22 protein-coding genes are annotated in these 21,348 nt (G+C 47.3%); 2 read left to right on the forward strand and 20 right to left on the reverse strand.

Annotated elements, in window-relative coordinates:
- Window positions 1-84: 84 nt before the first annotated feature.
- The gene (locus KNP04_RS05285; protein WP_214874929.1) at window positions 85-2,040 is read right to left on the reverse strand and encodes a HAMP domain-containing sensor histidine kinase; all 1,956 of its coding nucleotides are present in this window, start codon (window positions 2,038-2,040) and stop codon (window positions 85-87) included.
- Window positions 2,041-2,227: 187 nt separating this feature from the next.
- Between KNP04_RS05285 and KNP04_RS05290 the strand changes: the two genes are divergently transcribed.
- Together KNP04_RS05290 and KNP04_RS05295 are read left to right on the forward strand one after the other, a co-directional pair.
- Window positions 2,228-4,009 carry a sensor histidine kinase gene (locus KNP04_RS05290; protein WP_214874930.1) on the forward strand — a complete coding sequence of 594 codons (1,782 nt, stop codon included), beginning with the start codon at window positions 2,228-2,230 and terminating at the stop codon, window positions 4,007-4,009.
- The gene (locus KNP04_RS05295; protein WP_214759775.1) at window positions 3,990-4,769 is read left to right on the forward strand and encodes a response regulator; all 780 of its coding nucleotides are present in this window, start codon (window positions 3,990-3,992) and stop codon (window positions 4,767-4,769) included. The genes KNP04_RS05290 and KNP04_RS05295 overlap by 20 nt, the downstream gene beginning before the upstream one ends.
- Window positions 4,770-4,831: 62 nt before the next feature.
- Here KNP04_RS05295 and KNP04_RS15490 read toward each other — a convergent pair whose 3' ends face one another.
- The 19 genes from KNP04_RS15490 to KNP04_RS05390 all read right to left on the reverse strand — a co-directional run bounded on the left by KNP04_RS15490 (window position 4,832) and on the right by KNP04_RS05390 (window position 21,347).
- Window positions 4,832-4,996, reverse strand: a complete 165-nt coding sequence (locus KNP04_RS15490) for an SDR family oxidoreductase (RefSeq protein WP_214875173.1) — start codon at window positions 4,994-4,996, stop codon at window positions 4,832-4,834.
- 45 nt (window positions 4,997-5,041) lie between these two features.
- Window positions 5,042-6,028: a rod shape-determining protein gene (gene mreB, locus KNP04_RS05305; RefSeq protein WP_074035900.1), complete on the reverse strand. Its 987-nt coding sequence runs from the start codon at window positions 6,026-6,028 to the stop codon at window positions 5,042-5,044.
- Between the two features lie 81 nt (window positions 6,029-6,109).
- Window positions 6,110-7,411: a UDP-N-acetylglucosamine 1-carboxyvinyltransferase gene (gene murA, locus KNP04_RS05310; RefSeq protein ID WP_214874931.1), complete on the reverse strand. Its 1,302-nt coding sequence runs from the start codon at window positions 7,409-7,411 to the stop codon at window positions 6,110-6,112.
- Window positions 7,412-7,653: 242 nt separating this feature from the next.
- Window positions 7,654-7,872 carry a DUF1146 family protein gene (locus KNP04_RS05315; RefSeq protein ID WP_214874932.1) on the reverse strand — a complete coding sequence of 73 codons (219 nt, stop codon included), beginning with the start codon at window positions 7,870-7,872 and terminating at the stop codon, window positions 7,654-7,656.
- Between the two features lie 200 nt (window positions 7,873-8,072).
- Window positions 8,073-9,263, reverse strand: a complete 1,191-nt coding sequence (locus KNP04_RS05320; RefSeq protein WP_214874933.1) for an EAL and HDOD domain-containing protein — start codon at window positions 9,261-9,263, stop codon at window positions 8,073-8,075.
- A gap of 149 nt (window positions 9,264-9,412) precedes the next feature.
- On the reverse strand, window positions 9,413-9,823 hold the full coding sequence (locus KNP04_RS05325) for a F0F1 ATP synthase subunit epsilon (RefSeq protein ID WP_012727354.1): 411 nt from the start codon (window positions 9,821-9,823) through the stop codon (window positions 9,413-9,415).
- A gap of 28 nt (window positions 9,824-9,851) precedes the next feature.
- Window positions 9,852-11,270, reverse strand: a complete 1,419-nt coding sequence (gene atpD / locus KNP04_RS05330) for a F0F1 ATP synthase subunit beta (protein WP_074035892.1) — start codon at window positions 11,268-11,270, stop codon at window positions 9,852-9,854.
- Between the two features lie 34 nt (window positions 11,271-11,304).
- On the reverse strand, window positions 11,305-12,162 hold the full coding sequence (gene atpG / locus KNP04_RS05335) for an ATP synthase F1 subunit gamma (RefSeq protein WP_074035890.1): 858 nt from the start codon (window positions 12,160-12,162) through the stop codon (window positions 11,305-11,307).
- 36 nt (window positions 12,163-12,198) lie between these two features.
- Window positions 12,199-13,707, reverse strand: a complete 1,509-nt coding sequence (atpA, locus tag KNP04_RS05340) for a F0F1 ATP synthase subunit alpha (RefSeq protein ID WP_214694518.1) — start codon at window positions 13,705-13,707, stop codon at window positions 12,199-12,201.
- 18 nt (window positions 13,708-13,725) lie between these two features.
- Window positions 13,726-14,259: a F0F1 ATP synthase subunit delta gene (locus KNP04_RS05345; protein WP_074035886.1), complete on the reverse strand. Its 534-nt coding sequence runs from the start codon at window positions 14,257-14,259 to the stop codon at window positions 13,726-13,728.
- Window positions 14,259-14,786, reverse strand: coding sequence for a F0F1 ATP synthase subunit B (atpF, locus tag KNP04_RS05350; protein ID WP_074035884.1), 528 nt, complete (start codon window positions 14,784-14,786; stop codon window positions 14,259-14,261). Before atpF ends, KNP04_RS05345 begins: the two co-directional genes overlap by 1 nt.
- 71 nt (window positions 14,787-14,857) lie before the next feature.
- The gene (gene atpE / locus KNP04_RS05355) at window positions 14,858-15,079 is read right to left on the reverse strand and encodes a F0F1 ATP synthase subunit C (protein WP_214694520.1); all 222 of its coding nucleotides are present in this window, start codon (window positions 15,077-15,079) and stop codon (window positions 14,858-14,860) included.
- Window positions 15,080-15,144: 65 nt separating this feature from the next.
- Window positions 15,145-15,882, reverse strand: coding sequence for a F0F1 ATP synthase subunit A (gene atpB, locus KNP04_RS05360; RefSeq protein ID WP_214694522.1), 738 nt, complete (start codon window positions 15,880-15,882; stop codon window positions 15,145-15,147).
- Window positions 15,882-16,289: an ATP synthase subunit I gene (locus KNP04_RS05365; protein WP_074035876.1), complete on the reverse strand. Its 408-nt coding sequence runs from the start codon at window positions 16,287-16,289 to the stop codon at window positions 15,882-15,884. Before KNP04_RS05365 ends, atpB begins: the two co-directional genes overlap by 1 nt.
- Entirely contained in the window at window positions 16,286-16,513 is a 228-nt protein-coding gene (locus tag KNP04_RS05370) for a hypothetical protein (RefSeq protein WP_026825087.1), read from the reverse strand. The genes KNP04_RS05365 and KNP04_RS05370 overlap by 4 nt, the downstream gene beginning before the upstream one ends.
- Before the next feature lie 662 nt (window positions 16,514-17,175).
- On the reverse strand, window positions 17,176-17,805 hold the full coding sequence (upp, locus tag KNP04_RS05375) for a uracil phosphoribosyltransferase (RefSeq protein ID WP_074035874.1): 630 nt from the start codon (window positions 17,803-17,805) through the stop codon (window positions 17,176-17,178).
- Window positions 17,806-17,907: 102 nt separating this feature from the next.
- Entirely contained in the window at window positions 17,908-19,116 is a 1,209-nt protein-coding gene (locus tag KNP04_RS05380) for a hypothetical protein (protein WP_214874934.1), read from the reverse strand.
- A 191-nt stretch (window positions 19,117-19,307) separates the two neighbouring features.
- Window positions 19,308-20,003 carry a hypothetical protein gene (locus KNP04_RS05385; RefSeq protein ID WP_214874935.1) on the reverse strand — a complete coding sequence of 232 codons (696 nt, stop codon included), beginning with the start codon at window positions 20,001-20,003 and terminating at the stop codon, window positions 19,308-19,310.
- Between the two features lie 108 nt (window positions 20,004-20,111).
- Complete coding sequence (locus KNP04_RS05390; protein WP_214874936.1) at window positions 20,112-21,347, reverse strand: HAMP domain-containing sensor histidine kinase; 1,236 nt, start codon at window positions 21,345-21,347, stop codon at window positions 20,112-20,114.
- Window position 21,348 lies beyond the last annotated feature (1 nt).

Consider the following 21,348-nt stretch of genomic DNA (forward strand, 5'->3'; position numbering starts at 1 on the left):
CGTCCTGTAACATGATTCACTCTTTATATCGTACCAAACGAGCGATGCATTCACCGTTTTTTCAAAAAAAGTTCATCCTATGATTTAGGATGAACGTTCTTCGCTTACATGATCGACCATCGGTAACTCGACAATCATCGTCGTCCCTTCTCCAATTTGAGAACGGACGTCAATCGTGCCACCATGCAACTGGACGATTTCTTTACAGATGGATAATCCTAGTCCTGTTCCACCAATTCGTTTACTTTCTTCAGATGCGGAACGATAAAACTTATCAAAAATACGCTCAGCATCTTCCTCAGAAAGCCCAAGTCCTTCATCCGTGATCGCGATTTGAATTGTATCCTTTTCACACGTCACATCGACACTCACATTCCCACCGTCCGGAGAATATTTAATGGCATTGTTCAAAATGTTCGAGAACACTTGTCGGAGCTGGGCCGGATCTCCTGCCACAAAGAGCGTTTCATCACAGTCAAAGTGGAAGAGATGGTGTTCTGTCGATCCCGCATGAATCTCGAGTAAGTCAGATAGTAAGTCATACAAACTCTCGACTTTAAACTCAGGCGTCCCCATGCCCGCCTCCATTTTTTGAACGTCTAACAAATCGCTCACGAGACGTTCGAGACGCTTCGTCTCACTCGCGATCATCTCCAAGTACCGAGATCGTTTTGTCTCTTTTAAATCCCGACTCTTGAGCAATTCTGAAAATCCGAGAATTGATGTGAGTGGTGTCCGCAATTCATGGGACACGGTTGCGACAAGTTCGGTTTTCATTTGATTGATTTCTGTTTCCTGGGTAATATCTCGCGAGACGAAGATGACACCGACACGTTCATTCTGCAGGTCAATCGGTTCGGCATACATCCGAATCGTCTTCTGACCGTCTTGCATCGTGTATGTGAACGTCTCATCGAACATTCCTTCTTCTTTCGCACGTGTCGTGAAACGGTTCAATCCTTCTTTATCGTCAATTTGATCCATGAACATCGGATAGTACATCGCAATCGGATATAAACTTCCACGTTCTGTTGTTGGAATCGGATGTTCATATAAATCAAAGAGCGCGCTGTTACCAAATCGTTCATTAGTCTTGAGTTCCGTATAGACGATTGAGTCGCGCATCGTGTGCAAGATTCGCGCGGTCTTCTCACGCTCCAGGTCGACTTGATCTTGTTGATTCCGAAGCGAGGTCGCCATCTCGTTAAAAGCCTTAGATAACTGTCCGACCTCATTTTTTAGAGGCTTAATTTGGATGAGAGTCGCACTCGGATTCGTCGCGAGCCGCTCACTGTTCGTCATAAGCGTCTGCAACTGATTCGTCAGTCGTAAAATATATGGTTGTAGGCCAACGAACAACAAGAAGAGTGCACCGAGTAAAATCAAGAGCCACATCCATTGGGCTTGCACTAACTGTTTCGAGAGTGCATCGCGTAATTCACTTTCTTGAAAGTCGAGATCTGCCCGATAGTCGGTAAAGACCGACTCCATATCGACGATGCTTGCACTCATGTCCGCAGCGTTACTTGAGTTGAGCTTAAATCGCGTCTGGGTAGACGTCTCATTTTTCGGCATGAATTGCCCGACCGTACGCATCTGCAGGAACTCTTCATCCACTTCCCCTGCCTGCTTCGCAATCACATATTGTTCAAGCGCGGGCATAACGCGTGTCGTATAAATGGAAAAGAGGAGTCGCGCATCTTCCGCGAATTGCGTTTCTTCTTCATTACTTGCTTGTGTTTCGAACCAGGTCGTTTGCTCATCGATGTTCGCTTGAGCCTTACGCACTTCCTCTAACAAGGCGTTTTCCCCAAGGAGGACGTGACCGCGTAACTCATACTGCATCGATTGCCACGTTTCAAATAAATCTGTCGCCCGTGCACGTTGCTCACTAATCCGTTCCAATTGAACGGTCGTTTGTTGAATCGATTGTTGCGTATAAAAATAGGTCCCAACCGATGTGAGCGTGACTAAGGCAATCAATATATAAAAAATGGTCATCACTTGTCGACTAATGCGTTGTTCAATCCAACGTTTCATGGAATGCCTTCTTCCTTTACTCCTGGAATGTCTCATTTCGCACGGTGAATGACTTTTTCTGTTCAAACAAAAAAAGTTCGGGTACGATGATGAGACGGAGAGTCACTGCAAAAAATCCATTCACCTATTAGGAAGAATAACGTAATGACCTCACAAGAAACTCACAAAGAATGAAGGGAATGTGCGCATGACTCGTAATCGAATGACGTTTATCTTCATCCTTGTGATGTTGATTGGCGTCAGCCTCACTTTATTGATTCGACATCAGTCAATCAATCCAACTGTCACCGTGAAACAAGGCGAAGCCTCGCTTCTTTCTTCTTCGGTTGACGAAGAGATTCTGCGCCTCGATGGATCGTGGCGTTACGAATCCGGGATTGTCTCAAACGTTGATCGTCGTTCCTATCGAACCATCCCATTTACGACACCATACAAAGCATCCACATATGAAATCGATCTCTCACTTCCAGAAGGAACGTATGCGCTACTCATTCCTTCATCACTGTCCTCTTCAACGATTTTGATTGACGGAGTGTCTGTTGACACATCACGAATCGGAAACAATCGTTCAGGTGAACAACCTTCTCTGCTGTTACTTGACGATCAACTGCAAGAATTCCGATTAACGATTCAACATACACAACAGGCAGGGAATTCTTTGCCGATTGAAGAAAGTATATTGATCGGACCGTTACATCAAATCATGACGGCTCAAAATGCTTATACCGGATACGAATTTTTCATGTTTCTCATTTCAATGCTGATTGCTATGTTCTATGCCATCGTTTACTTGTTCCATCGAAACGAACGGTTGTACGGCTATGGAACTGCCTTCTTCATGTTGGTGAGCCTCTCCATCATGTCTCGAGACGGCATGTGGATCTCAGGAAATGACAAGTTGACGTTAAGTTTGACTTTATTGAGCATCATCATGTTGATTGAATTTGCGAGATGTTTAGAGCGTGTATCGTTCGATCGATTTTTGGCGATTTTAAGATACCCGCTTTATGGAATGACCGTGTTAGCCATTATCCTGCCGCACTCCATCTATAGTGTATTCGAATACTTTGTATGGATTATTGTATTGTTCATTTCGTTCTTTTGGGTCGGATTGAACATTGGATGGCTTCTTGAAAAACACAAAAACACGAATACACTTGAATTATTAACATTCACACTTGCCCAAATCATCGGATATATCGGGATTATGATGTCGACGTTTATTGTGTCGTCCAATCAACAATTATATGCCAATACGTTTACCATCATTTACTTCTTATTGATGTTTTTATTACTCCCGATTCACTTGTCTACGGATAAAAAGAAAAAGCAACAAGTCGAAGCACTGGCCTCACAACACGAGATGTCATTCTTCAACGCTCAAATCAAACCACACTTCCTCTACAATACGTTCGGGAATGTGATTGCACTATGCTATACATCACCACCTGATGCCGCTCGTCTCCTTAGTCATTTGAGCACGTACGTCCGTTTTATTTTCGAAAATGGTCGGACGGATCACGATATTTCCATTCGACAAGAAGTGGACATGATTGACTCTTATCTTGCCATCGAACAGACTCGGTTCCGTGATTCGTTTGAAGTCGTGAAAGAGATTGACGACACGCTGTTAGACTATACGATCCCGTCGCTACTGATTCAGCCACTCGTCGAAAATGCAGTTCGTCATGGTCTTTACCGGCATCCAGGGCAAAAGCGGATCACGCTTTCCATCCAAGAACAAGGTGGGATGATTGATATCCGAGTTCGTGATACAGGGAGCGGATTTGACACTGGGCAGTCGAACGAATCATCAGGTATCGGTATCTGTAATATAAAACGCCGGATTGAACATCTTCCTGGTGCAATATTTGATTTAACCTCTACTCTAAATAGAGGGACTGCCGTTCACTTGCGATTACCCAAACAAGAAAGGACGAATCACGTAAATGCGTACGATTTTAATTGAAGATGAACATCATATTTTAGGGATGATGGAACGAATTGTGAAAGAAGAGCCTTCTCTTGAATGGGTCGGTTCGTTCCAAAGTCCGACTCAAGCTCTCACGTTTATTCAAGAACATCCGGTCGACCTCGTCTTTTTAGATATCGAAATGCCTGAGATGACCGGTCTTGAGCTTGCGACCTATTTGCCGGAACGGACGCAAGTCGTCTTCACCACCGCACATCAACAGTATGCCGTCGAAGCGTTTAATCTGCATGCGACGCATTACTTGCTGAAGCCGATTACAGAACAGATGATCCATAGCGTCATCCCACGTATCGTTCAGCGCTATGAGGCAATCCAACAAAAAAATCCGCATCAATCTTGTCGTATTCAATTCCTTGATCGTTTTTCGGTTCGAACGCAGGATGGAAATCTTGTGAAATGGCCCACTCAAAAAACCGAAGAGTTATTCGCCTACCTGGTCTATCATCGCAAACAGGTCATCAACAAATGGGTGCTCGCGGAAACACTCTATCCGGACATCGATGAACCACAGCGTGCCCTACACAATGTGTACAACGCCATCTATCGCTTGAAGAAGACGCTAGCGGAGCACGAACTAGATATTACGGTGAAGACAATCAATAATGGTTACTCCATCGAACTCGGTGAGTCCTGTGCGTGTGATTATTACGAATGGCTTGATTCAGCACAACCTTCAATCCCTAAGACTGAACTACAGAATCGATTGTTTGTCGATAAAGACTATACGTGGCATTGAGAAAAGGCATCTCGCCAAAAAGCGAGATGCCTTTGTGATGTTATTCAATTCCACCCCACCCATTAGCGCCCTGTGAATCCACCATTCACATGAAGATGTTGGCCATTCACCCATGCACCGTCTTTCCCCGTCAAGAAAGCGACGAAACGGGCCGTATCTTCTGGTGTACCTACCCTATTGTATGGGAATAATGGGAGCAGATGCTGACGAATCTCATGAGTCTCAATCTAACCTACACAAAAACAGGCGACCTCGTGCGGTCGCCTGTTTGTTTATTTCAATCGATCTAAGTTTTCGAGCATGATTCCTGTACCGTGCGCGACACTGAGCGTTGGCTCTTCAGCCATCATGACTGGGAGCATGACACGCTCGGCGACGAGTTGGTCGAGACCGTGAAGGAGTGATCCCCCGCCTGTCATGATGATACCACGGTCGATGATGTCAGCGGCAAGCTCCGGTGGTGTCTGTTCAAGGACACGTTTCGTCGCTTCGACGATCTCGTTCGCTGATTCGGCCATCGCTTCACGGAGTTCTTCCGACGTGATCGTCACCGTACGCGGCAATCCACGTACCATGTCACGTCCGCGAATGTCCATTGATTCGTTACGTCCACCTGGGAACACCGTCGCAATTTCTTTCTTGATTTGCTCGGCTGTCCGTTCCCCGATGATGAGTTTATGCTTCTCTTTGATGGCACGGAGAATATCCGTGTCGAAACGGTCCCCTGCAATCTTGATCGTTTCACCGCAGACGATGTCACCCATCGAGAGGATGGCGACATCTGTCGTCCCGCCACCGATGTCGATGATCATGTGACCGACCGGCTTCCAGATGTCCATGCCCGAACCAACAGCTGCTGCCTTTGGTTCTACGGCGAGGAAGACTTCTTTCGCCCCTGCTTTTTCAGCAGCCTCACGAATCGCTTTCGCTTCGACCGGCGTCACGTTCGCAGGTGTACAAATCAACATGCGAATGCCTCCGAAGAAGCCACGGACTTGAATTTTCTCGATGAAGTGACGGAGCATTTCTTCTGTGGTGGCGAAATCGGCGATGACTCCATCACGAAGAGGACGGATCGCCACGATATCACCAGGTGTACGACCAACCATCTCATACGCTTCTGAACCGACTGCTAGCACTTTCCCTGTAGAGCGTTTCATCGCAACGACTGAAGGTTCGTCTAAGACGATTCCTTTCCCTTTTACGTGAATGACAACGTTTGCTGTCCCTAAATCAATCCCGATATCTTTTGAAAACATGATGTATAGGTTCCTCCGTTCATTTCTTCATTGAAAAGAGCGAGAAGAGTCTCTCCTCGCTCTCGAATTCGTGCTCGTTACTTAGTTCTGAACCATTTCACTCGCAACTTCGACAGTTCCTTGAATGCGCTCGATGTCGGCACCGAGTGCTTGAAGTTTTTTGTGGAAGTCTACGTATCCACGGTCGATATGATATAAATCACCGACGCGTGTCTCTTCTTCTGCAATGAGACCTGCTAGTATAAGTGCTGCTCCGGCACGAAGGTCAGTTGCGACGACCTCCGCTCCTTGAAGGTGAACGCCACCTTTGACGATTGCTGAACGTCCTTCAATTTTAATGTCCGCATTCATGCGACGGAATTCTTCCACGTGCATGAAGCGATTCTCAAATACTGTTTCTGTAATCACTGATGTGCCGCCTGCTTTCAAGACGAGAGCCATCATTTGTGATTGCATGTCTGTCGGGAATCCAGGGTGTGGCATTGTCTTCACATCGACCGGCTTCAACTCATCCGGCGCTGAGACGCGCATGCCTTCCGCTGTATCTTCGAAGTGTACACCCATCTCTTCCATTTTTGAAATGAGTGGACGAAGGTGTTCACGCTCTGCACCGATGACTTCGATGTCACTTCCAGTGATCGCACCAGCGACGAGGAATGTCCCTGCTTCGATACGGTCAGGAATAATCGAGTGTTCTGCACCGCGGAGTGTTTCCACGCCTTCGATGCGAATCGTTTCTGTACCTGCGCCACGTACGTGTGCGCCCATTCCGTTCAAGAAGTTCGCAAGGTCTACGATTTCAGGCTCTTTCGCGACGTTCTCGATGATCGTTGTGCCTTCTGCAAGCACAGCTGCCATCATGATGTTCTCCGTCGCACCAACAGATGGGAAGTCCAAGTAGATTTTCGCGCCTTGGAGACGACCTTCTACAGAAGCTTCCACAAATCCGTTACCGATGACCGTCTTCGCACCCATCGCTTCGAATCCTTTTAAGTGGAGGTCAATTGGACGTGAGCCAATTGAGCATCCGCCCGGCATCGCTACACGAGCATGACCGAGGCGAGCCAAAAGAGGTCCCATGACGAGGATTGAAGCACGCATCTTCCGAACGTACTCAAGCGGTGCTTCATCTTTGATGTCGCCCGACGCATCGACAGTTACTTCATTCTTCTCTTCATTGAACGACACCTCTGCACCGAGGTGACGAAGTACTTTATTAATCGTGTACACGTCAGCAAGACGTGGTACGTTTTGTAAGATTGACTTTCCTTCGCTAGCTAACAGAGTGGCAACCAATGTTTTGAGTACAGCGTTCTTTGCTCCCTCAACGCGCACAGTACCTGACAGTTTACGTCCTCCACGGACTACAATCAAATCCTTCATATCTCTCTTTGTCCTCCAACTTCATTGTTTTTTTATATAGTGCGTCGATATCCGATTTCGGATGTGATGATGTCGATTATTAGAATGGTTTGTAAAACGTGATCGTTTCTTCATTCGTAAATAAAATCGTAATAAATAAGTTCAAACCGAATGAAAAAACATCATGTCAGACGAATTTATCCTACATGATAAACATATAGGAGTCGTTACAGCAGGATTACAGTTTATTAAATATTCTGTGGCTACTGTATAGGTGCGAGTTCTTGCGCCAGTCGGATATACTCCAAAAAGAACTGAGCAATCAACGAACCGAAGACGACCGCTACGAGAACACGCAAGACAGCTGCTTGCGGGCTCCTCACTTGATTGAGCAACTTGTCCCATTTGACGGGTACGAGTGCCCACCAAGCGACGTAAATCGCTATGACATAAATCGCTAGCGAAAGTACGGTATTAACCATCGACGATTCCCCTCTTTTCTAAAATTCGTACCATTTTTAATCATATCATGTCATGTTAGAGAAAAAAAGACACAGTGTCTTAAGATTCGAGCGGTTTAACCCATTCGATCAACTCACTTTCTCCACAAACACACTAAAAGGGACGTCATCCGCAGTAAGGCCTTACTACAGTAATTGACGCCCCTCACATATTTCAAACATTATTCATTCGATTCGTCAAGGTTACGTGACCATCGAATCGCTTCAAGGTAATATTGAGTCCAATCCGAATCTGTGTTATGGATAGGGATTGTCAACCGCTCATAGGCGATCACATCCTCGAGTAACACCCGCAATCCGTTCGATTCTCCAAGTAGCGCCGCTTTCACAGGTGGGGCTACAGGAAGCTCTGCAATCAACGTCTGCATCGCCTCGTCCAGAATGACATCGAGCGATGAGAAGATTCCCGTAATAAAGGCATCAAATGAATTGACGCCACTATTTGTGTCCTCCGCAATCAACTCCATCATTTTCCCTCGAATGACGCTTTGTTTAATCAATTCCTTTGATTCGGACGTCTGCATCTCGCGAAGTAACATTAGATACGACCAGCGTTTCAATTCATCTAACCCGATTCGGGCGACGGCTTGTTCGATTGACTGAATCGTGCGACGTCCTTTTTGATACACCGTATTGACGGAACGAAGCATTTTATACGATAAATCGACACTTCGTTCAATTTGCGACGAAATGCGACGGAAACTCGGCTCCGGGCGATCCAGTTCTTTCAACACCTCAATGAGCGTATGGCGCAGTGGATGGACCTCTGCCCCGTGTACCACGATTGGTCTGCTAAAGAAATAACCCTGGAACATCTTATACCCTAATCGTTTCGCAATCTCGTACTCTGCCGGTGTCTCGATTTTTTCTGCCAAAAACTCGACCCGGTGTCCAAGCGCATCAATCAGCTTTTGTTGCTGCTCAACGGGTGTAGCTTGGTAATCAATTTTGATGATGTCAGCCAATCCAATCAAAGGTCGATACTTTTCTTCAAACACAAAATCATCGAGTGCGATCGTATACCCTTGGCGTCTGAGCGAACGAAGAGACTGCAAGACTTTTTCAGTCGGTTCGACGTGCTCGAGCACTTCCACGACGAGTGATTGACGAGGTAGTAACGATGGCACTTCCCCTTCAATCAACGTCTGTGGAAAGTTAATAAAAGCTCTCGTCCCTTCTGTTAATTCCCGAAAATTAAAGACGAGATAGGCATTATGAATCACGTCAGCCGTTGCTAACGAATCATCGACATTCTCGAACATGTTATTTTCGCTACGGCGATATAACAGTTCGTAGCCGCAAACACGTAATTGTTGGTCAAAAATCGGTTGTCGCGCAACGTAAACTTTCATTTCCTACTCCCCTTTACAATCATTCCCCTTTTATTATCGGTCATCGTCTCTACATTATTTACTAGTTCCATGATTTAGGAGTGCGACGAAAGACCTAACTTTTCATTTAATCATAAAAAAACTCCCACACTTTCGTGTGAGAGTCATTGTTATTCTTTCATATCGCGAATGCTCAAGCGGTTGATCGCTTTTTTGAGCGCAAGTTCCGCACGACGGAATTCGAGTTCTGAGAGCTTCGTGTCTTGAAGACGACGCTCGGCCCGAACCTTCGCCGCAGAAGCGCGGTCATAGTCGATCTTATCCGCCATTTCGGCTGTTTCAGCTAAGATCGTCACCGTATCGGGACGAACTTCCATGAAACCGCCGCTGATTGCGATCAGCGTGCGTCCACCATCTTCGTGGCGCAGTTTGAGGACTGAGACGTCGAGTGGTGTCACCATCGGGATGTGCTTCGGTAAAATACCGAGCTCACCAGTGACCGATTTGGCGATGACCATTCGTGCGTCCCCTTCAAAGGCTGCACCATCCGGGGTGACGACGTTGACGTGAACAGTATTCATCGTCTAGTTTCCCCCTTCCGCGTAGGTCTTAGACCAACGTCTTCGCTTTTTCGATGACGTCTTCGATTGGACCAACGAGACGGAATGCATCTTCAGGAAGATCGTCGTGTTTACCTTCGAGGATCTCTTTGAAGCCGCGTACTGTCTCTTTGACTGGCACGTATGAACCTTTTTGGCCCGTGAACTGCTCAGCCACGTGGAAGTTTTGTGATAAGAAGAACTGAATACGACGTGCACGGTGAACCGTGAGTTTGTCGTCTTCAGACAACTCGTCCATCCCGAGGATTGCGATGATGTCTTGAAGTTCTTTATAACGCTGAAGCGTCTGTTGAACGTTACGCGCGACTTCATAGTGCTCTTTCCCTACGATTTCAGGAGAGAGGGCACGTGAAGTTGATGCGAGTGGGTCAACGGCTGGGTAAATCCCCATCTCCGAAAGACGACGCTCAAGGTTTGTTGTTGCATCAAGGTGGGCGAACGTTGTTGCTGGAGCCGGGTCCGTATAGTCATCGGCTGGTACATAAACCGCTTGAATCGAAGTTACCGATCCTTTTGCAGTCGATGTGATTCGCTCTTGAAGCATACCCATTTCCGTAGCAAGTGTCGGCTGGTAACCTACCGCCGATGGCATACGTCCGAGAAGGGCCGATACCTCAGAACCTGCTTGTGTGAAACGGAAGATGTTATCAACGAAGAGAAGAACGTCTTGTCCTTGCTCGTCACGGAAGTATTCTGCCATTGTCAAACCAGTCAAGGCAACACGGAGACGTGCACCAGGTGGTTCGTTCATCTGACCGAAGACCATCGCTGTTTGCTTGATAACGCCTGAGTCCGTCATCTCGTGGAACAAGTCATTTCCTTCACGCGTACGCTCACCGACTCCTGCGAATACAGAAATCCCGCTGTGCTCTTGCGCGATGTTGTTAATGAGTTCCTGGATGAGGACGGTCTTCCCTACACCAGCACCACCGAAGAGGCCGATTTTACCACCTTTGATATATGGTGCGAGAAGGTCGACGACTTTGATTCCTGTTTCAAGGATTTCAACTTTCGTTGACAATTCGTCAAATGTTGGCGCTTGACGGTGAATCGGTGCACGAAGCACGTCAGCTGCCACTTCTTTATCATCGATCGGGTTACCGAGAACGTTAAAGACACGTCCAAGTGTCATTTCTCCAACTGGTACCGAAATCGGTGATCCTAAGTCAAGTACTTCCATACCGCGGCGAACGCCGTCAGTTGAGTCCATCGCAATCGTACGGACCGTGTCGTCACCAAGGTGAACAGCTACTTCGAGCGTCAAGTCGACACTAACATCGTCTGCTGTCGCTGCCACGTGAGTGACTTTGAGAGCGTTATAGATGTTCGGTAAGTGGTTGTCGAACTTAACGTCGATAACTGGGCCCATGACTGCGACTACGCGGCCTTTCATGCCGTATTCGTTCATCGTGTTAGCCTCCTACAATCTAGAGAGCGTGCGCTTATTCAAGCGCCGACGCACCTCCGACAATCTCTGTGATTTCTTGTGTGATCGCTGCTTGACGCGCGCGGTTGAATTTGAGCTTGAGTCCGCGAATGAGTTCATCCGCATTGTCTGTCGCACTCGACATCGCCGTCATCCGTGCTGCGTGCTCTGATACTTTCGCATCGAGCAATGCACCGTAGATGAGTCCTTCCGCATAACGTGGGAGGAGCGCCGCTAAGATCGTTTCTTCTTCTGGTTCGTATTCATACATCACATTGGATGCGGACTGTTCGATATCCCCGAGCGGGAGCAATTGTTGAATCTTCACTTCTTGGCTGATGACCGAGATGAACGAGTTGTAGCAAAGCTTCAATTCATCAATCTCGCTCTCGCTGAAGGCACCAACCGTCTGCTTGACGATTTCGGCGACTTCAACAAAAGTTGGTTGGTCGTTTAGCCCTGTCATCGCGCTATACACCGGAATGTTGCGTGACTTGAAGAACTGGACACCGACTTTTCCGATTACGTAAAGACGATACTCATCTGTTGATGTGTGCTTGTCTTTGAGTTCACGGTACACGTCACGCAAGACGCTGGCGTTGTATCCACCTGCGAGTCCGCGGTCTGACGTGATGACGATATAACCAGTCCGTTTGACGGGACGTACTTGAAGCATCGGGTGTGTCGCGCCTGATGTACCACCGGCGATCGACGAGATGACTTCTTGCAACTTGTCCATGTACGGTTTGAAGTTGGCGTTGTTCCCTTGAGCCCGGTTCAACTTCGATGCCGACACCATGTTCATCGCTTTCGTGATTTGCTTCGTGCTTTGGGTCGAGGTGATCCGCATCTGGATCTCACGTAATGATGCCATTTCGATTCACCACCTTAATAGACGCTCGTCACCGGATTAAACCGATGGCGAGAACGTCTTTTTGAATTCCGTAATTGCGTCGACCATTGCCTCGTCTGAAGGAAGGTTTCCTGTCTGACGGATTTCACGGCAGAGGTCTTTACGGTTTTGGTCGAGCCATGCGTTCATTTCTGTTTCGAAACGACGGATGTCTGTGACTGGGATGTCATCGAGATGACCTTTCGTGAGTGCGTAGATGATGATAACTTGCTTGTCTACAGAAAGCGGTGCGTTCAAGTCTTGTTTCAAGACTTCAACCGTACGCTGACCACGGTTCAACTTCGATTGTGTCGCTTTGTCGAGATCTGACCCGAACTGAGCGAACGCTTCGAGCTCACGGTAAGACGCGAGGTCAAGACGAAGTGTACCAGCAACTTTCTTCATCGCTTTCACCTGTGCCGAACCACCAACACGTGATACTGAGAGACCGGCGTTGATCGCTGGGCGTACCCCAGAGAAGAAGAGGTCCGACTGAAGGAAGATCTGACCATCCGTGATCGAGATAACGTTTGTCGGGATATATGCTGAGATATCCGATGCTTGTGTCTCGATGAACGGAAGTGCTGTCAATGAACCGCCGCCGAGTTCGTCGTTCAACTTCGCTGCACGCTCAAGAAGGCGTGAGTGGAGGTAGAAGACATCCCCTGGGTAGGCTTCACGGCCTGGAGGACGACGGAGAAGGAGCGAGAGCTCACGGTAAGCTGCCGCTTGTTTCGAGAGGTCATCATAGACAACGAGGACGTGTTGTCCGCGGTCCATGAAGTACTCACCCATCGATACCCCTGCGAATGGTGCGAGGTAAAGAAGTGGTGCCGGCTGTGATGCCGATGCCGAAACGACGATTGTATAGTCGAGCGCGCCGTTTTGACGAAGCGTCTCTACTACGCCACGTACAGTCGATTCTTTCTGACCGATTGCGACGTAGATACAAATCATGTTCTCTTCTTTTTGGTTGATGATCGCATCGATGGCAACAGATGTTTTACCTGTTTGGCGGTCACCGATGATGAGCTCACGCTGACCACGACCGATTGGAACGAGGGCGTCAATCGCCTTAATTCCTGTTTGAAGTGGTTCGTGAACCGATTTACGTGCCATAACGCCGTAAGCTTTACGCTCAATTGGGTTATATGTGTCTGTTACGATTGGTCCTTGACCATCGATTGGTTGTCCGAGCGGGTTCACGACACGTCCGAGGAGTGCCTCACCGACTGGTACTTCCATGATGCGGCCTGTACGTTTGACAGAGTCGCCTTCTTTAATGCCTTTGTAATCGCCAAGGATGATAATCCCGACGTTACCTTCTTCTAAGTTTTGCGCCAAGCCCATTACGCCGTTAGAGAACTCTACGAGTTCCCCCGCCATAACGTTATCGAGTCCGTGTGCACGAGCGATACCGTCACCTACTTGAATGACTGTACCTGTCTCGCTGACTTCGATTTCAGAACCGTACGAAGCGATTCGTTCTTTTAGCAGGGCGCTAATTTCTTCAGCTTTGATTGTCATTGAATTCACCCCTATTTCTTACGCATTCAACAATTCACGCTCGAGGCGTGTCAATTTCGTTTCGATCGTATCATCGTACGTCGTGTATCCGACTTGGACACGGAGTCCACCGATGACTTCTTCATCGACGACGTTCTTCAATTGGAGCGTCTTCCCGAGCTTCTGTCCGAAGACGAGTTCGACGTCTTTCAAGTCTGTTGCCGACAACGGGTAGGCGCTTGTGACAATACCCTCTGCAATCCCACGGTAGTCGTTGATGTAGTCGCGGACGTAACGTGGCAAAGCGCGAACCTCTGCCGCACGGTCGTTTTCGACCATGACGAGAAGTGTGTTCACGACAATCGCCGTCATATCACCAAAGCTGTCTTTTAAAAGCTGTGCAAGCTCGCTGTCACTGACTGCAGGATTCGTTAAGAGATCCATGAGTTCAGGAGTCGCGTGGAGCACTTCATCGAGCAGACGCACTTCCGCTTCGACTTGGTCGAGCGTGCCTTGTTCCCGTGCTAAGTCGAAGAGCGCTTTGGCATAGCGTTTTGCTAGTGATGCGTTCATCAGTTCGCACCTTTCGCTTTAGACAGGAAGTCTGTGACGAGGGCACGTTGTTTCGCTTCATCGCCTTTAAGGTCTGATTGAAGGACGTGGCGTGCTGCCGAAAGCGCCTGTGTGACGACTTCCGTTTGAAGAGATTGCTTCGCAAGCTCACGCTCACGCTCAATCGCTTTCTCTGCCTCGATTTTAATTTGTTCAGCTTCCAAACGCGCCTGCTCCACCAAGCGTGCTTGTTCTGCTTCTGCTTGTCGACGGCTTGCGTCGAGCATTTCTTTCGACTCTGTACGTGCCGCACTGAGTGCATCACGTTGTTCGACGACATAGTTTTCCGCATCTTTGCGGCTCTTTTCAGCGAGTTCAATCTCGTTCGCTACATACTCTTCACGCTGTCTCATCATTCCAAGGAGTGGTCCCCAAGCAAATTTCTTCAACAGGGCCAAGAGTACGAGGAATGTGAAAATTGTAAAGATCATATCTAGAATGCGGAGGCCTTCGCCACCAGCACCAGCTGCAATCATCATCGTATCCATGCATACCCTCCTCTTGACTAAATAAGTGAGGGAGACGTGCTCCCTCTCATGCTATTCTCGTTAACTCGGAATCAAGAGTTGAGGAGAAGGAAACCGACAGCCACACCGATGATCGGGAGGGCCTCAACCAAACCGATACCGATGAACATTGTTTGACGAAGTTCGTTTTTGAGTTCTGGTTGACGTGCTTGTCCTTGTACTGTTCCGTATACGATCAAACCGTTACCGATACCAGCTGCGAGTGCTCCAAGACCGATAACAATTGCTGTTGCGAGAAGATTAAGTTGTTCCATTGTGTATATTCCTCCTAAAAGTTAAGTAAATAAGTTGTTTGTAACGCTTTGGCGAGATGTCCGAATCAATGTTCGGCCGAAGCTTTGTGCCCGATGTACACCATTGCAAGCGTCAGGAAAATGTAGGATTGGATAACCCCGATAAAGATTGAGAAACCTTGCCATAGAATCATTGGTACGACCGCAAAGATTGCGCCGAGCGGGTTGAGTGCTCCTTCGGCTGTAATCGCGAGTCCCAAGATGATGGTAATCATGATTTCACCGGCAAAAATGTTACCGTATAGACGCAAACCGAGCGTCAACGTGTTTGCAAACTCCTCGATCAATTTGATCGGAAGTAAGAACCAGACTGGTTTTACGAATTCCGTCGAATAGTGCTTGAATCCGTGTAGCTTCACCCCGTAGTAATGCGACATTGCAACGACGAGTGTCGACAACGCCAAGGTTACGTAAGGATCGGCCGTCGGTGAGTTGAACCACAGATAGTGTCCGGAAATGACGTTAAACGGTAGACCCATCAAGTTTGAGAAGAGAATGAACAAAATCAACGTCATCCCAAATCCGATAAAGCGTCCTCCTGTCTTCCAGTCCATCGCACTAGCGATGATTCCACGCACGAACTCCGCGAAGAATTCCATGAAGTTTTGTTTGCCAGTCGGCTTCATAGCCAAACGTCTTGTTCCCCAGATGGCGAATACGAAGACGAGTAACGCTGCTATTAGCACTGTAATGACGTTCGTCCAGCTCCCGTATAACGTATAGTCCCCAAAGTGCAGAGAATATGTGGGAAACTCATGACCCATTAATATTCACCTCTTTTCCTGCTGAGCTGGGCAAGTGTGAACTCGCCAAATTGTATGATGTGGCCGGCGATTAGACCAGTTACCACCGCGATGACGGATACCCGATCCTCATAGAGAAGACCGACTATCACTGCTAACGCACCAACCGCCATTCTTGAAACGGTCCCGTGCGACTTTGGTCGTCGTCCATGCTCGATGACGTCATACATGCGAATGACGCTTCGATTCTGCATATGTAGAATGATGAGACTTCCGACCCCGCCGATGAATAGCCCGAGAAATACGGCTTTATACATCGGGATGATGAATGCGCCGATGAGCAAAATCGCAAACCAGACGGTAAACCATTTCGTATAACGCTTCATCAGTTCTTTCTGTGCTTTTCTGTCTGCTTGAATCGTATTCATTCGTCCTCTCCTGTCAATAAACTCCGAAGGGTGAGAACTAGCGCCGTAATCCCGAACACGAGTCCGAGGATGATCGACACATTCCAACCAAACGTGCCCCAAAATTCACGTCTTTCGCCGTACTGTCCGACGAGATAACCGATGACGATTGGTCCAGCAAGTGCTGTTGAAATTTGTGAAGCGAGCGAGGCATAGGATAGGTAACGATTGTCTTTTTTCGCCATCCTGGCCCCCCTTTCACGCACGATGCGCTTCTCTCTTCTTCACGGATTCACACTCGCGTGACCATCAAAAGTCACACAAGTTCAGAGTAATAGAAATGGCATAAGAAGTCAATGAATTTCACAATTATAAAAGCGCTTTAAATCAAGTCGTATCAATAGTTTTACGCACTTCATAAACTAAATGATTGATGCACTTTTTAAAGAAAGTGTGAAGAAACGTTGAAATAAAAATGTTGACTTTATAACATTTCATAAACGGAATCAGATGAAGAATAGTTCAGTTATACCCCCACGTTTTGGAAATTTCAATCGGTAAACGTTTACGTTCACAAAGAGTTACGAAACGGTCGTTGACTTCATTTTGAAATCGTTTTCAACGTCCTGTTTTAGTATACCGAGGATGTTTTTGCCATGTCGAGCGATTTTGCCCATTTTTTTGTGAGGAATCTCATTGCTCTCAATCGACACATTTTTACGTGGCGTCCTCACGGAGAATTGTCGAATTCTATTAAATAAGAAGAAACAGCATTTGATTGTCTCCCATCTGAATTTTTCACAGCTCACTTTTGTGTCTATTTTGTGACATCTCCAAATGACAAATATAATTCGAAACGAATCATGAAAAAAAAGCGAAAATCGTATAGACGATTCTCGCTTCATTCTTATTTCGTACCAAACAAACGGTCACCCGCATCCCCAAGTCCAGGAACGATATAACCGTGATCATTTAATTTTTCATCGAGTGCTGCGAGATAAATCTCGACATCCGGATGTTCTGCTTGCACACGCTCGACACCTTCTGGTGCTGCACAAAGACAAGCCAACTTGATTGACTTCGCTCCATGTTTTTTAAGAGCAGCGATGGCATCAGCAGCCGAACCGCCCGTTGCGAGCATCGGGTCGACGACGATGAAGTCGCGTTCCGTCACGTCTGTCGGGAGCTTCAAGTAGTATTCATGTGGCTCAAGTGTTTCCGGATCGCGATAGAGACCGATGTGGCCAACTTTTACGTTCGGCATCATTTTGAGGAACCCATCCACCATACCAAGTCCTGCACGTAAAATAGGGACGATTCCCAATTTCTTGCCGGCAATCATCTTTTGAGTGGAAACAGAGACCGGTGTCTCAATTTCTACATCTGTTAGGGGTAGGCTGCGCGTGATTTCGTATGCCATAAGTGAAGACACTTCGTCGACGAGTTCACGGAACTGCTTCGTCCCCGTCTCTACTTTTCGCATAATCGTCATTTTGTGCTGAATCAAAGGATGGTCATAAACATGTACTTTTCCCATCTTGCTTCACTCCTCTCTCATTCTCTCTCGAGCATTGTACCCTAACTCTATTGAGATGGGTAGAGCCAACTTCTATTTTATCAGAGGTCAGACCCCTTAACGTTAATTGACTTGGAAATAATCATTTGTAGGAAGTTCATAGGATCGAGACGTGTTTTGGTCAATCAAGTAGAGCTCTGTTTCCGTCTTCCATACGTCGAACGACTGTTTCGTTAATTCTCTATATAAATGTAATTGCCCCATATTGACGGCGTCAGTCGGCTTCTCCCGCATTTGGATGTGAGACAACTCATCAAATAACTCTTGGGTTTTTGGTCCGTCTAACCAAACCGTATCCCGACTAGATTCAAAGACAGCGAGTTGCATCTCCTCATCCGCTGGTCGTGACGACATTTTGTTCAGGACCGGTCGACGGACATGTCCCCAGATTTCAAGGACGGTTCCGTATGTTTTTGAAAGTGCGAGTGAGGTTTTTTCAGACACGTTCTCCTCGATCGGTTGTTCCGAAAGAATGATTCGTTTCATCAGTTCTCGATGGTTTCCTTCGAGCGAGAGCTCTTTTTCTTTAGCATCGACTTTTATGTACGGTGCCTCGTACATACTCGGAAGAACGAGCTGTCTGAGCGACGGTCCCTTTCCAATTTGCAGGGCGATTCGATCGTCCGCCCGCTTCGTCAAGAAAACATAACCTTCATTTTTTCCACTTTGAAACGGAAATAGTCTCGGTTCGACAATCGGATCAAGCGTCCGTCCGTTCCGAATCGTCTCGAATGTCACATAAATTGCTCCTGTGTCAGGAGTAGTATAACGGAATGAAGAATCTGGGATGACCGTTTCATGTGCATCGTTCACCTTAAACGCACTCGTAATTTCTTTCATGTCCTCGACGCGATCAAACTCAATCGTCGAGACGACCTCTGACTCGACGAATCGTTCCTTGTCGAGTGCTTCAAACTCTGGAATCGGTTCGATCGCAAACGTCCGCTCCATCAATTGGTTACTGTTGGCACAAGTGAGATATCGCTCTTCTCCCGCAGCAAAATACTTCACATTTTTATAGCCGAGTGCTTCGTAAAGGGGATGACGGAATGTCACTTCCGCTACCTTTGCCCTGCGCTTTGGTAAAATATCCGTTGTACGTTGCTCGCAATATGTAAACATATCCCCTTTTGTTTGTTCGGTTAATGCCACCTCAGGATCTTGTTCGACTCGATAAGATGACAAAGGACGTAACTCAATCGCGTTCAACGTCTCGGCACCACATCCACTCAACAAGATACAACTGAGTAAGATCCCCCAGTACGTCCGCATTGATGTCCCCCCTCATTCCCAATTAGGTGAAAACCACCTAAATTTTTCTTGTACATCATAACATATAACCTATTTTTGTGATGATTTCAGATTTATTACGTTTCTGATGGCTGAGTAGAAGATGTTGATTGGATATACGTCTACAAAAAAAGAACCAACCTCTTGAGAGATCAGTTCTTTCGAGTCTTTGATTAATCATTCTCACGTTCATCTTCAGAAGAGTCATCTTGTGATGAATCGTCCTGTGAAGAATCCTCTTGCTCATATTGGTCATCGTCGGATTCATCGTCCACTTCGATGACTTCTTGATCTCGATTCAATTCAAGTTTGACAAAATCTCCGACCCGAGGTGTGTCGTCATCGATTTCAGATCGTGCAGCGAGCGGATACGTCTTATCTTTTCCATCGATGTTGATTGTGACTTCTTGATCTGTGAGTTTAACGAGCGTTCCAGTAATATATGCATCGTCACCTCCGCTCTCACGGTCCACTTCTTTCACTTCATCATTTCGATTCAATTCGAGTTTCACTCGGTCCCCGACTTGCGGTGTATCATCGTCAATCTCATGTGTCTGTGCTAAGCGGTACGTCGATTCTTTCCCATTGAAGCTGATCGTGACATCTTCTTTTGTCAGACTGACAAGCGTCCCATATAATTCATAGTCATCTTCTACTTGTGAAGATGATGAGTCGTCGGATGCGTTGACGCTTGAATCCTCTGCTGACGAAGAATCATCCGCTTGGTCTTGTGAAGGGTCGTCACTCGCTTGATTGATGGCTTGCGGGACGATGACCGTGTCCGTCTGATTCCCACTCACATAAAATCCAATCCCTACAATTGCCATGACGCCAAGTAAAGCTCCGATGATCCAGCCGATGCGTTTCATGTTCATTTCCTCCTCGTTATGTGTTCTTCTTATTTTCATCATAAGCCTCGTGTGTGAGAGCGCATTTAAGGCTTCATTAGAAGTTGATGAGAAAATGCGAAATGTTCATCATCGAGTGAGAAAAAATACGCTGCCATCAGGATCATTCGGTTCGCTTCCGATTGTCCAGCCGTTCACATCTGCGACTTCCTTCGCAATCGCAAGACCAAGTCCACTGCCGCTCCGGTCTCGTGCTTCATCCAATCGATAAAACCGGTCGAACAGACGAGCTCTTACCTCATCTGATAAGACAGGTCCTCTGTCGCGCACTTCGATTCGATTGTCTGTCAGGTGAAGGTTCGTCTCTTTTGCATATTTCAAACTATTATCGATCAAGATGACGAGAATGCGTTGTAACGATTCACGATGGCCATACCAGCTACCGTTCGCATCAATGGGAAGGTGTACGCCGTGCGACCGTAAAAATCGTTCTGTCAACATGTCGCCAAGCTCAGCCAAATCGATGTCTTCTCGGTCGACCTCTTCAAGCGCAGCGAAGCGATTTAATTCCAACATCGGTTCAATCAAGTCGGTTCGCATCTGTCGCGACTCCGTCAAAATATGATCGATGGCCTCGGCGCGGACACTCTCGTCCTCTTGTCCCCAGCGCTGCAATAATTTCGCATAGCCTTCGATGACGGTCAGCGGTGTTTTTAGTTCATGTGAAACATCGGCGACGAAACGACGCTGTTGGTCCATCGTCCCTTCGACCCGCTCAATCATATGGTTGAATCCGTTTGAAAGGAGTGTCACTTCGTCCTTTCGGTCATCGACTTCAATCGTTTCTAATTTGCCCGATTCAGTAATCCGTTCCATCGTCTCCGTCAATCGACGTAACGGCGACAGCCCTTGGCGTAAAATCCACCATGTACCGAGGAACGTCAAGAGGACGGCTAGAAAAAACATGACGAGAAAAATTGTCGCCAACGCTTGAATCGTGTCACTCACCGCTCGGTCTTGAAACCCGAATGCCAGCCCATCCGTCGTGGCGACGACAAACCAGTCATCGATGAGTGCCGGTTCGCCGTAATTGATGGGAAAAGTCGTCCCGTCCGGCACTTCTCCACCGATGATTCCCCACTCCCCGTTTTCTTGACGCTCTAGAACGACACTGTCCTTGTGAAGGGACAACACGGCATCGCTGTTTCGGACGTCTTCTTCTAAAAGATTTAACGCTTGCAGCAACACGTCAAAACGTGAATCGACGATCTCTTGTCTGGCGACGAACCATGTCACGCCAAACGAGACGAGAAGGAGCAGCAACATGAACCCGGTCATCGCCCAGGCGATTTTTGTACGTAACATG

Origin of the sequence: Exiguobacterium sp. CH10, from assembly GCF_018617635.1 — a bacterium.
In the GTDB taxonomy this organism is placed as follows: Bacteria; Bacillota; Bacilli; order Exiguobacteriales; family Exiguobacteriaceae; genus Exiguobacterium; species Exiguobacterium aestuarii_A.

Coding starts and splice junctions, on each gene's coding strand:
- KNP04_RS05285 (WP_214874929.1), bottom strand. CDS start 2,040: ATGAAACGTTGGATTGAACAACGCATTAGTCGACAAGTGATGACCATT.
- KNP04_RS05290 (WP_214874930.1), top strand. CDS start 2,228: ATGACTCGTAATCGAATGACGTTTATCTTCATCCTTGTGATGTTGATT.
- KNP04_RS05295 (WP_214759775.1), top strand. CDS start 3,990: ATGCGTACGATTTTAATTGAAGATGAACATCATATTTTAGGGATGATG.
- mreB (WP_074035900.1), bottom strand. CDS start 6,028: ATGTTTTCAAAAGATATCGGGATTGATTTAGGGACAGCAAACGTTGTC.
- murA (WP_214874931.1), bottom strand. CDS start 7,411: ATGAAGGATTTGATTGTAGTCCGTGGAGGACGTAAACTGTCAGGTACT.
- KNP04_RS05315 (WP_214874932.1), bottom strand. CDS start 7,872: ATGGTTAATACCGTACTTTCGCTAGCGATTTATGTCATAGCGATTTAC.
- KNP04_RS05320 (WP_214874933.1), bottom strand. CDS start 9,263: ATGAAAGTTTACGTTGCGCGACAACCGATTTTTGACCAACAATTACGT.
- KNP04_RS05325 (WP_012727354.1), bottom strand. CDS start 9,823: ATGAATACTGTTCACGTCAACGTCGTCACCCCGGATGGTGCAGCCTTT.
- atpD (WP_074035892.1), bottom strand. CDS start 11,270: ATGAACGAATACGGCATGAAAGGCCGCGTAGTCGCAGTCATGGGCCCA.
- atpG (WP_074035890.1), bottom strand. CDS start 12,162: ATGGCATCATTACGTGAGATCCAGATGCGGATCACCTCGACCCAAAGC.
- atpA (WP_214694518.1), bottom strand. CDS start 13,707: ATGACAATCAAAGCTGAAGAAATTAGCGCCCTGCTAAAAGAACGAATC.
- KNP04_RS05345 (WP_074035886.1), bottom strand. CDS start 14,259: ATGAACGCATCACTAGCAAAACGCTATGCCAAAGCGCTCTTCGACTTA.
- atpF (WP_074035884.1), bottom strand. CDS start 14,786: ATGGATACGATGATGATTGCAGCTGGTGCTGGTGGCGAAGGCCTCCGC.
- atpE (WP_214694520.1), bottom strand. CDS start 15,079: ATGGAACAACTTAATCTTCTCGCAACAGCAATTGTTATCGGTCTTGGA.
- atpB (WP_214694522.1), bottom strand. CDS start 15,882: ATGGGTCATGAGTTTCCCACATATTCTCTGCACTTTGGGGACTATACG.
- KNP04_RS05365 (WP_074035876.1), bottom strand. CDS start 16,289: ATGAATACGATTCAAGCAGACAGAAAAGCACAGAAAGAACTGATGAAG.
- KNP04_RS05370 (WP_026825087.1), bottom strand. CDS start 16,513: ATGGCGAAAAAAGACAATCGTTACCTATCCTATGCCTCGCTCGCTTCA.
- upp (WP_074035874.1), bottom strand. CDS start 17,805: ATGGGAAAAGTACATGTTTATGACCATCCTTTGATTCAGCACAAAATG.
- KNP04_RS05380 (WP_214874934.1), bottom strand. CDS start 19,116: ATGCGGACGTACTGGGGGATCTTACTCAGTTGTATCTTGTTGAGTGGA.
- KNP04_RS05385 (WP_214874935.1), bottom strand. CDS start 20,003: ATGAAACGCATCGGCTGGATCATCGGAGCTTTACTTGGCGTCATGGCA.
- KNP04_RS05390 (WP_214874936.1), bottom strand. CDS start 21,347: ATGTTACGTACAAAAATCGCCTGGGCGATGACCGGGTTCATGTTGCTG.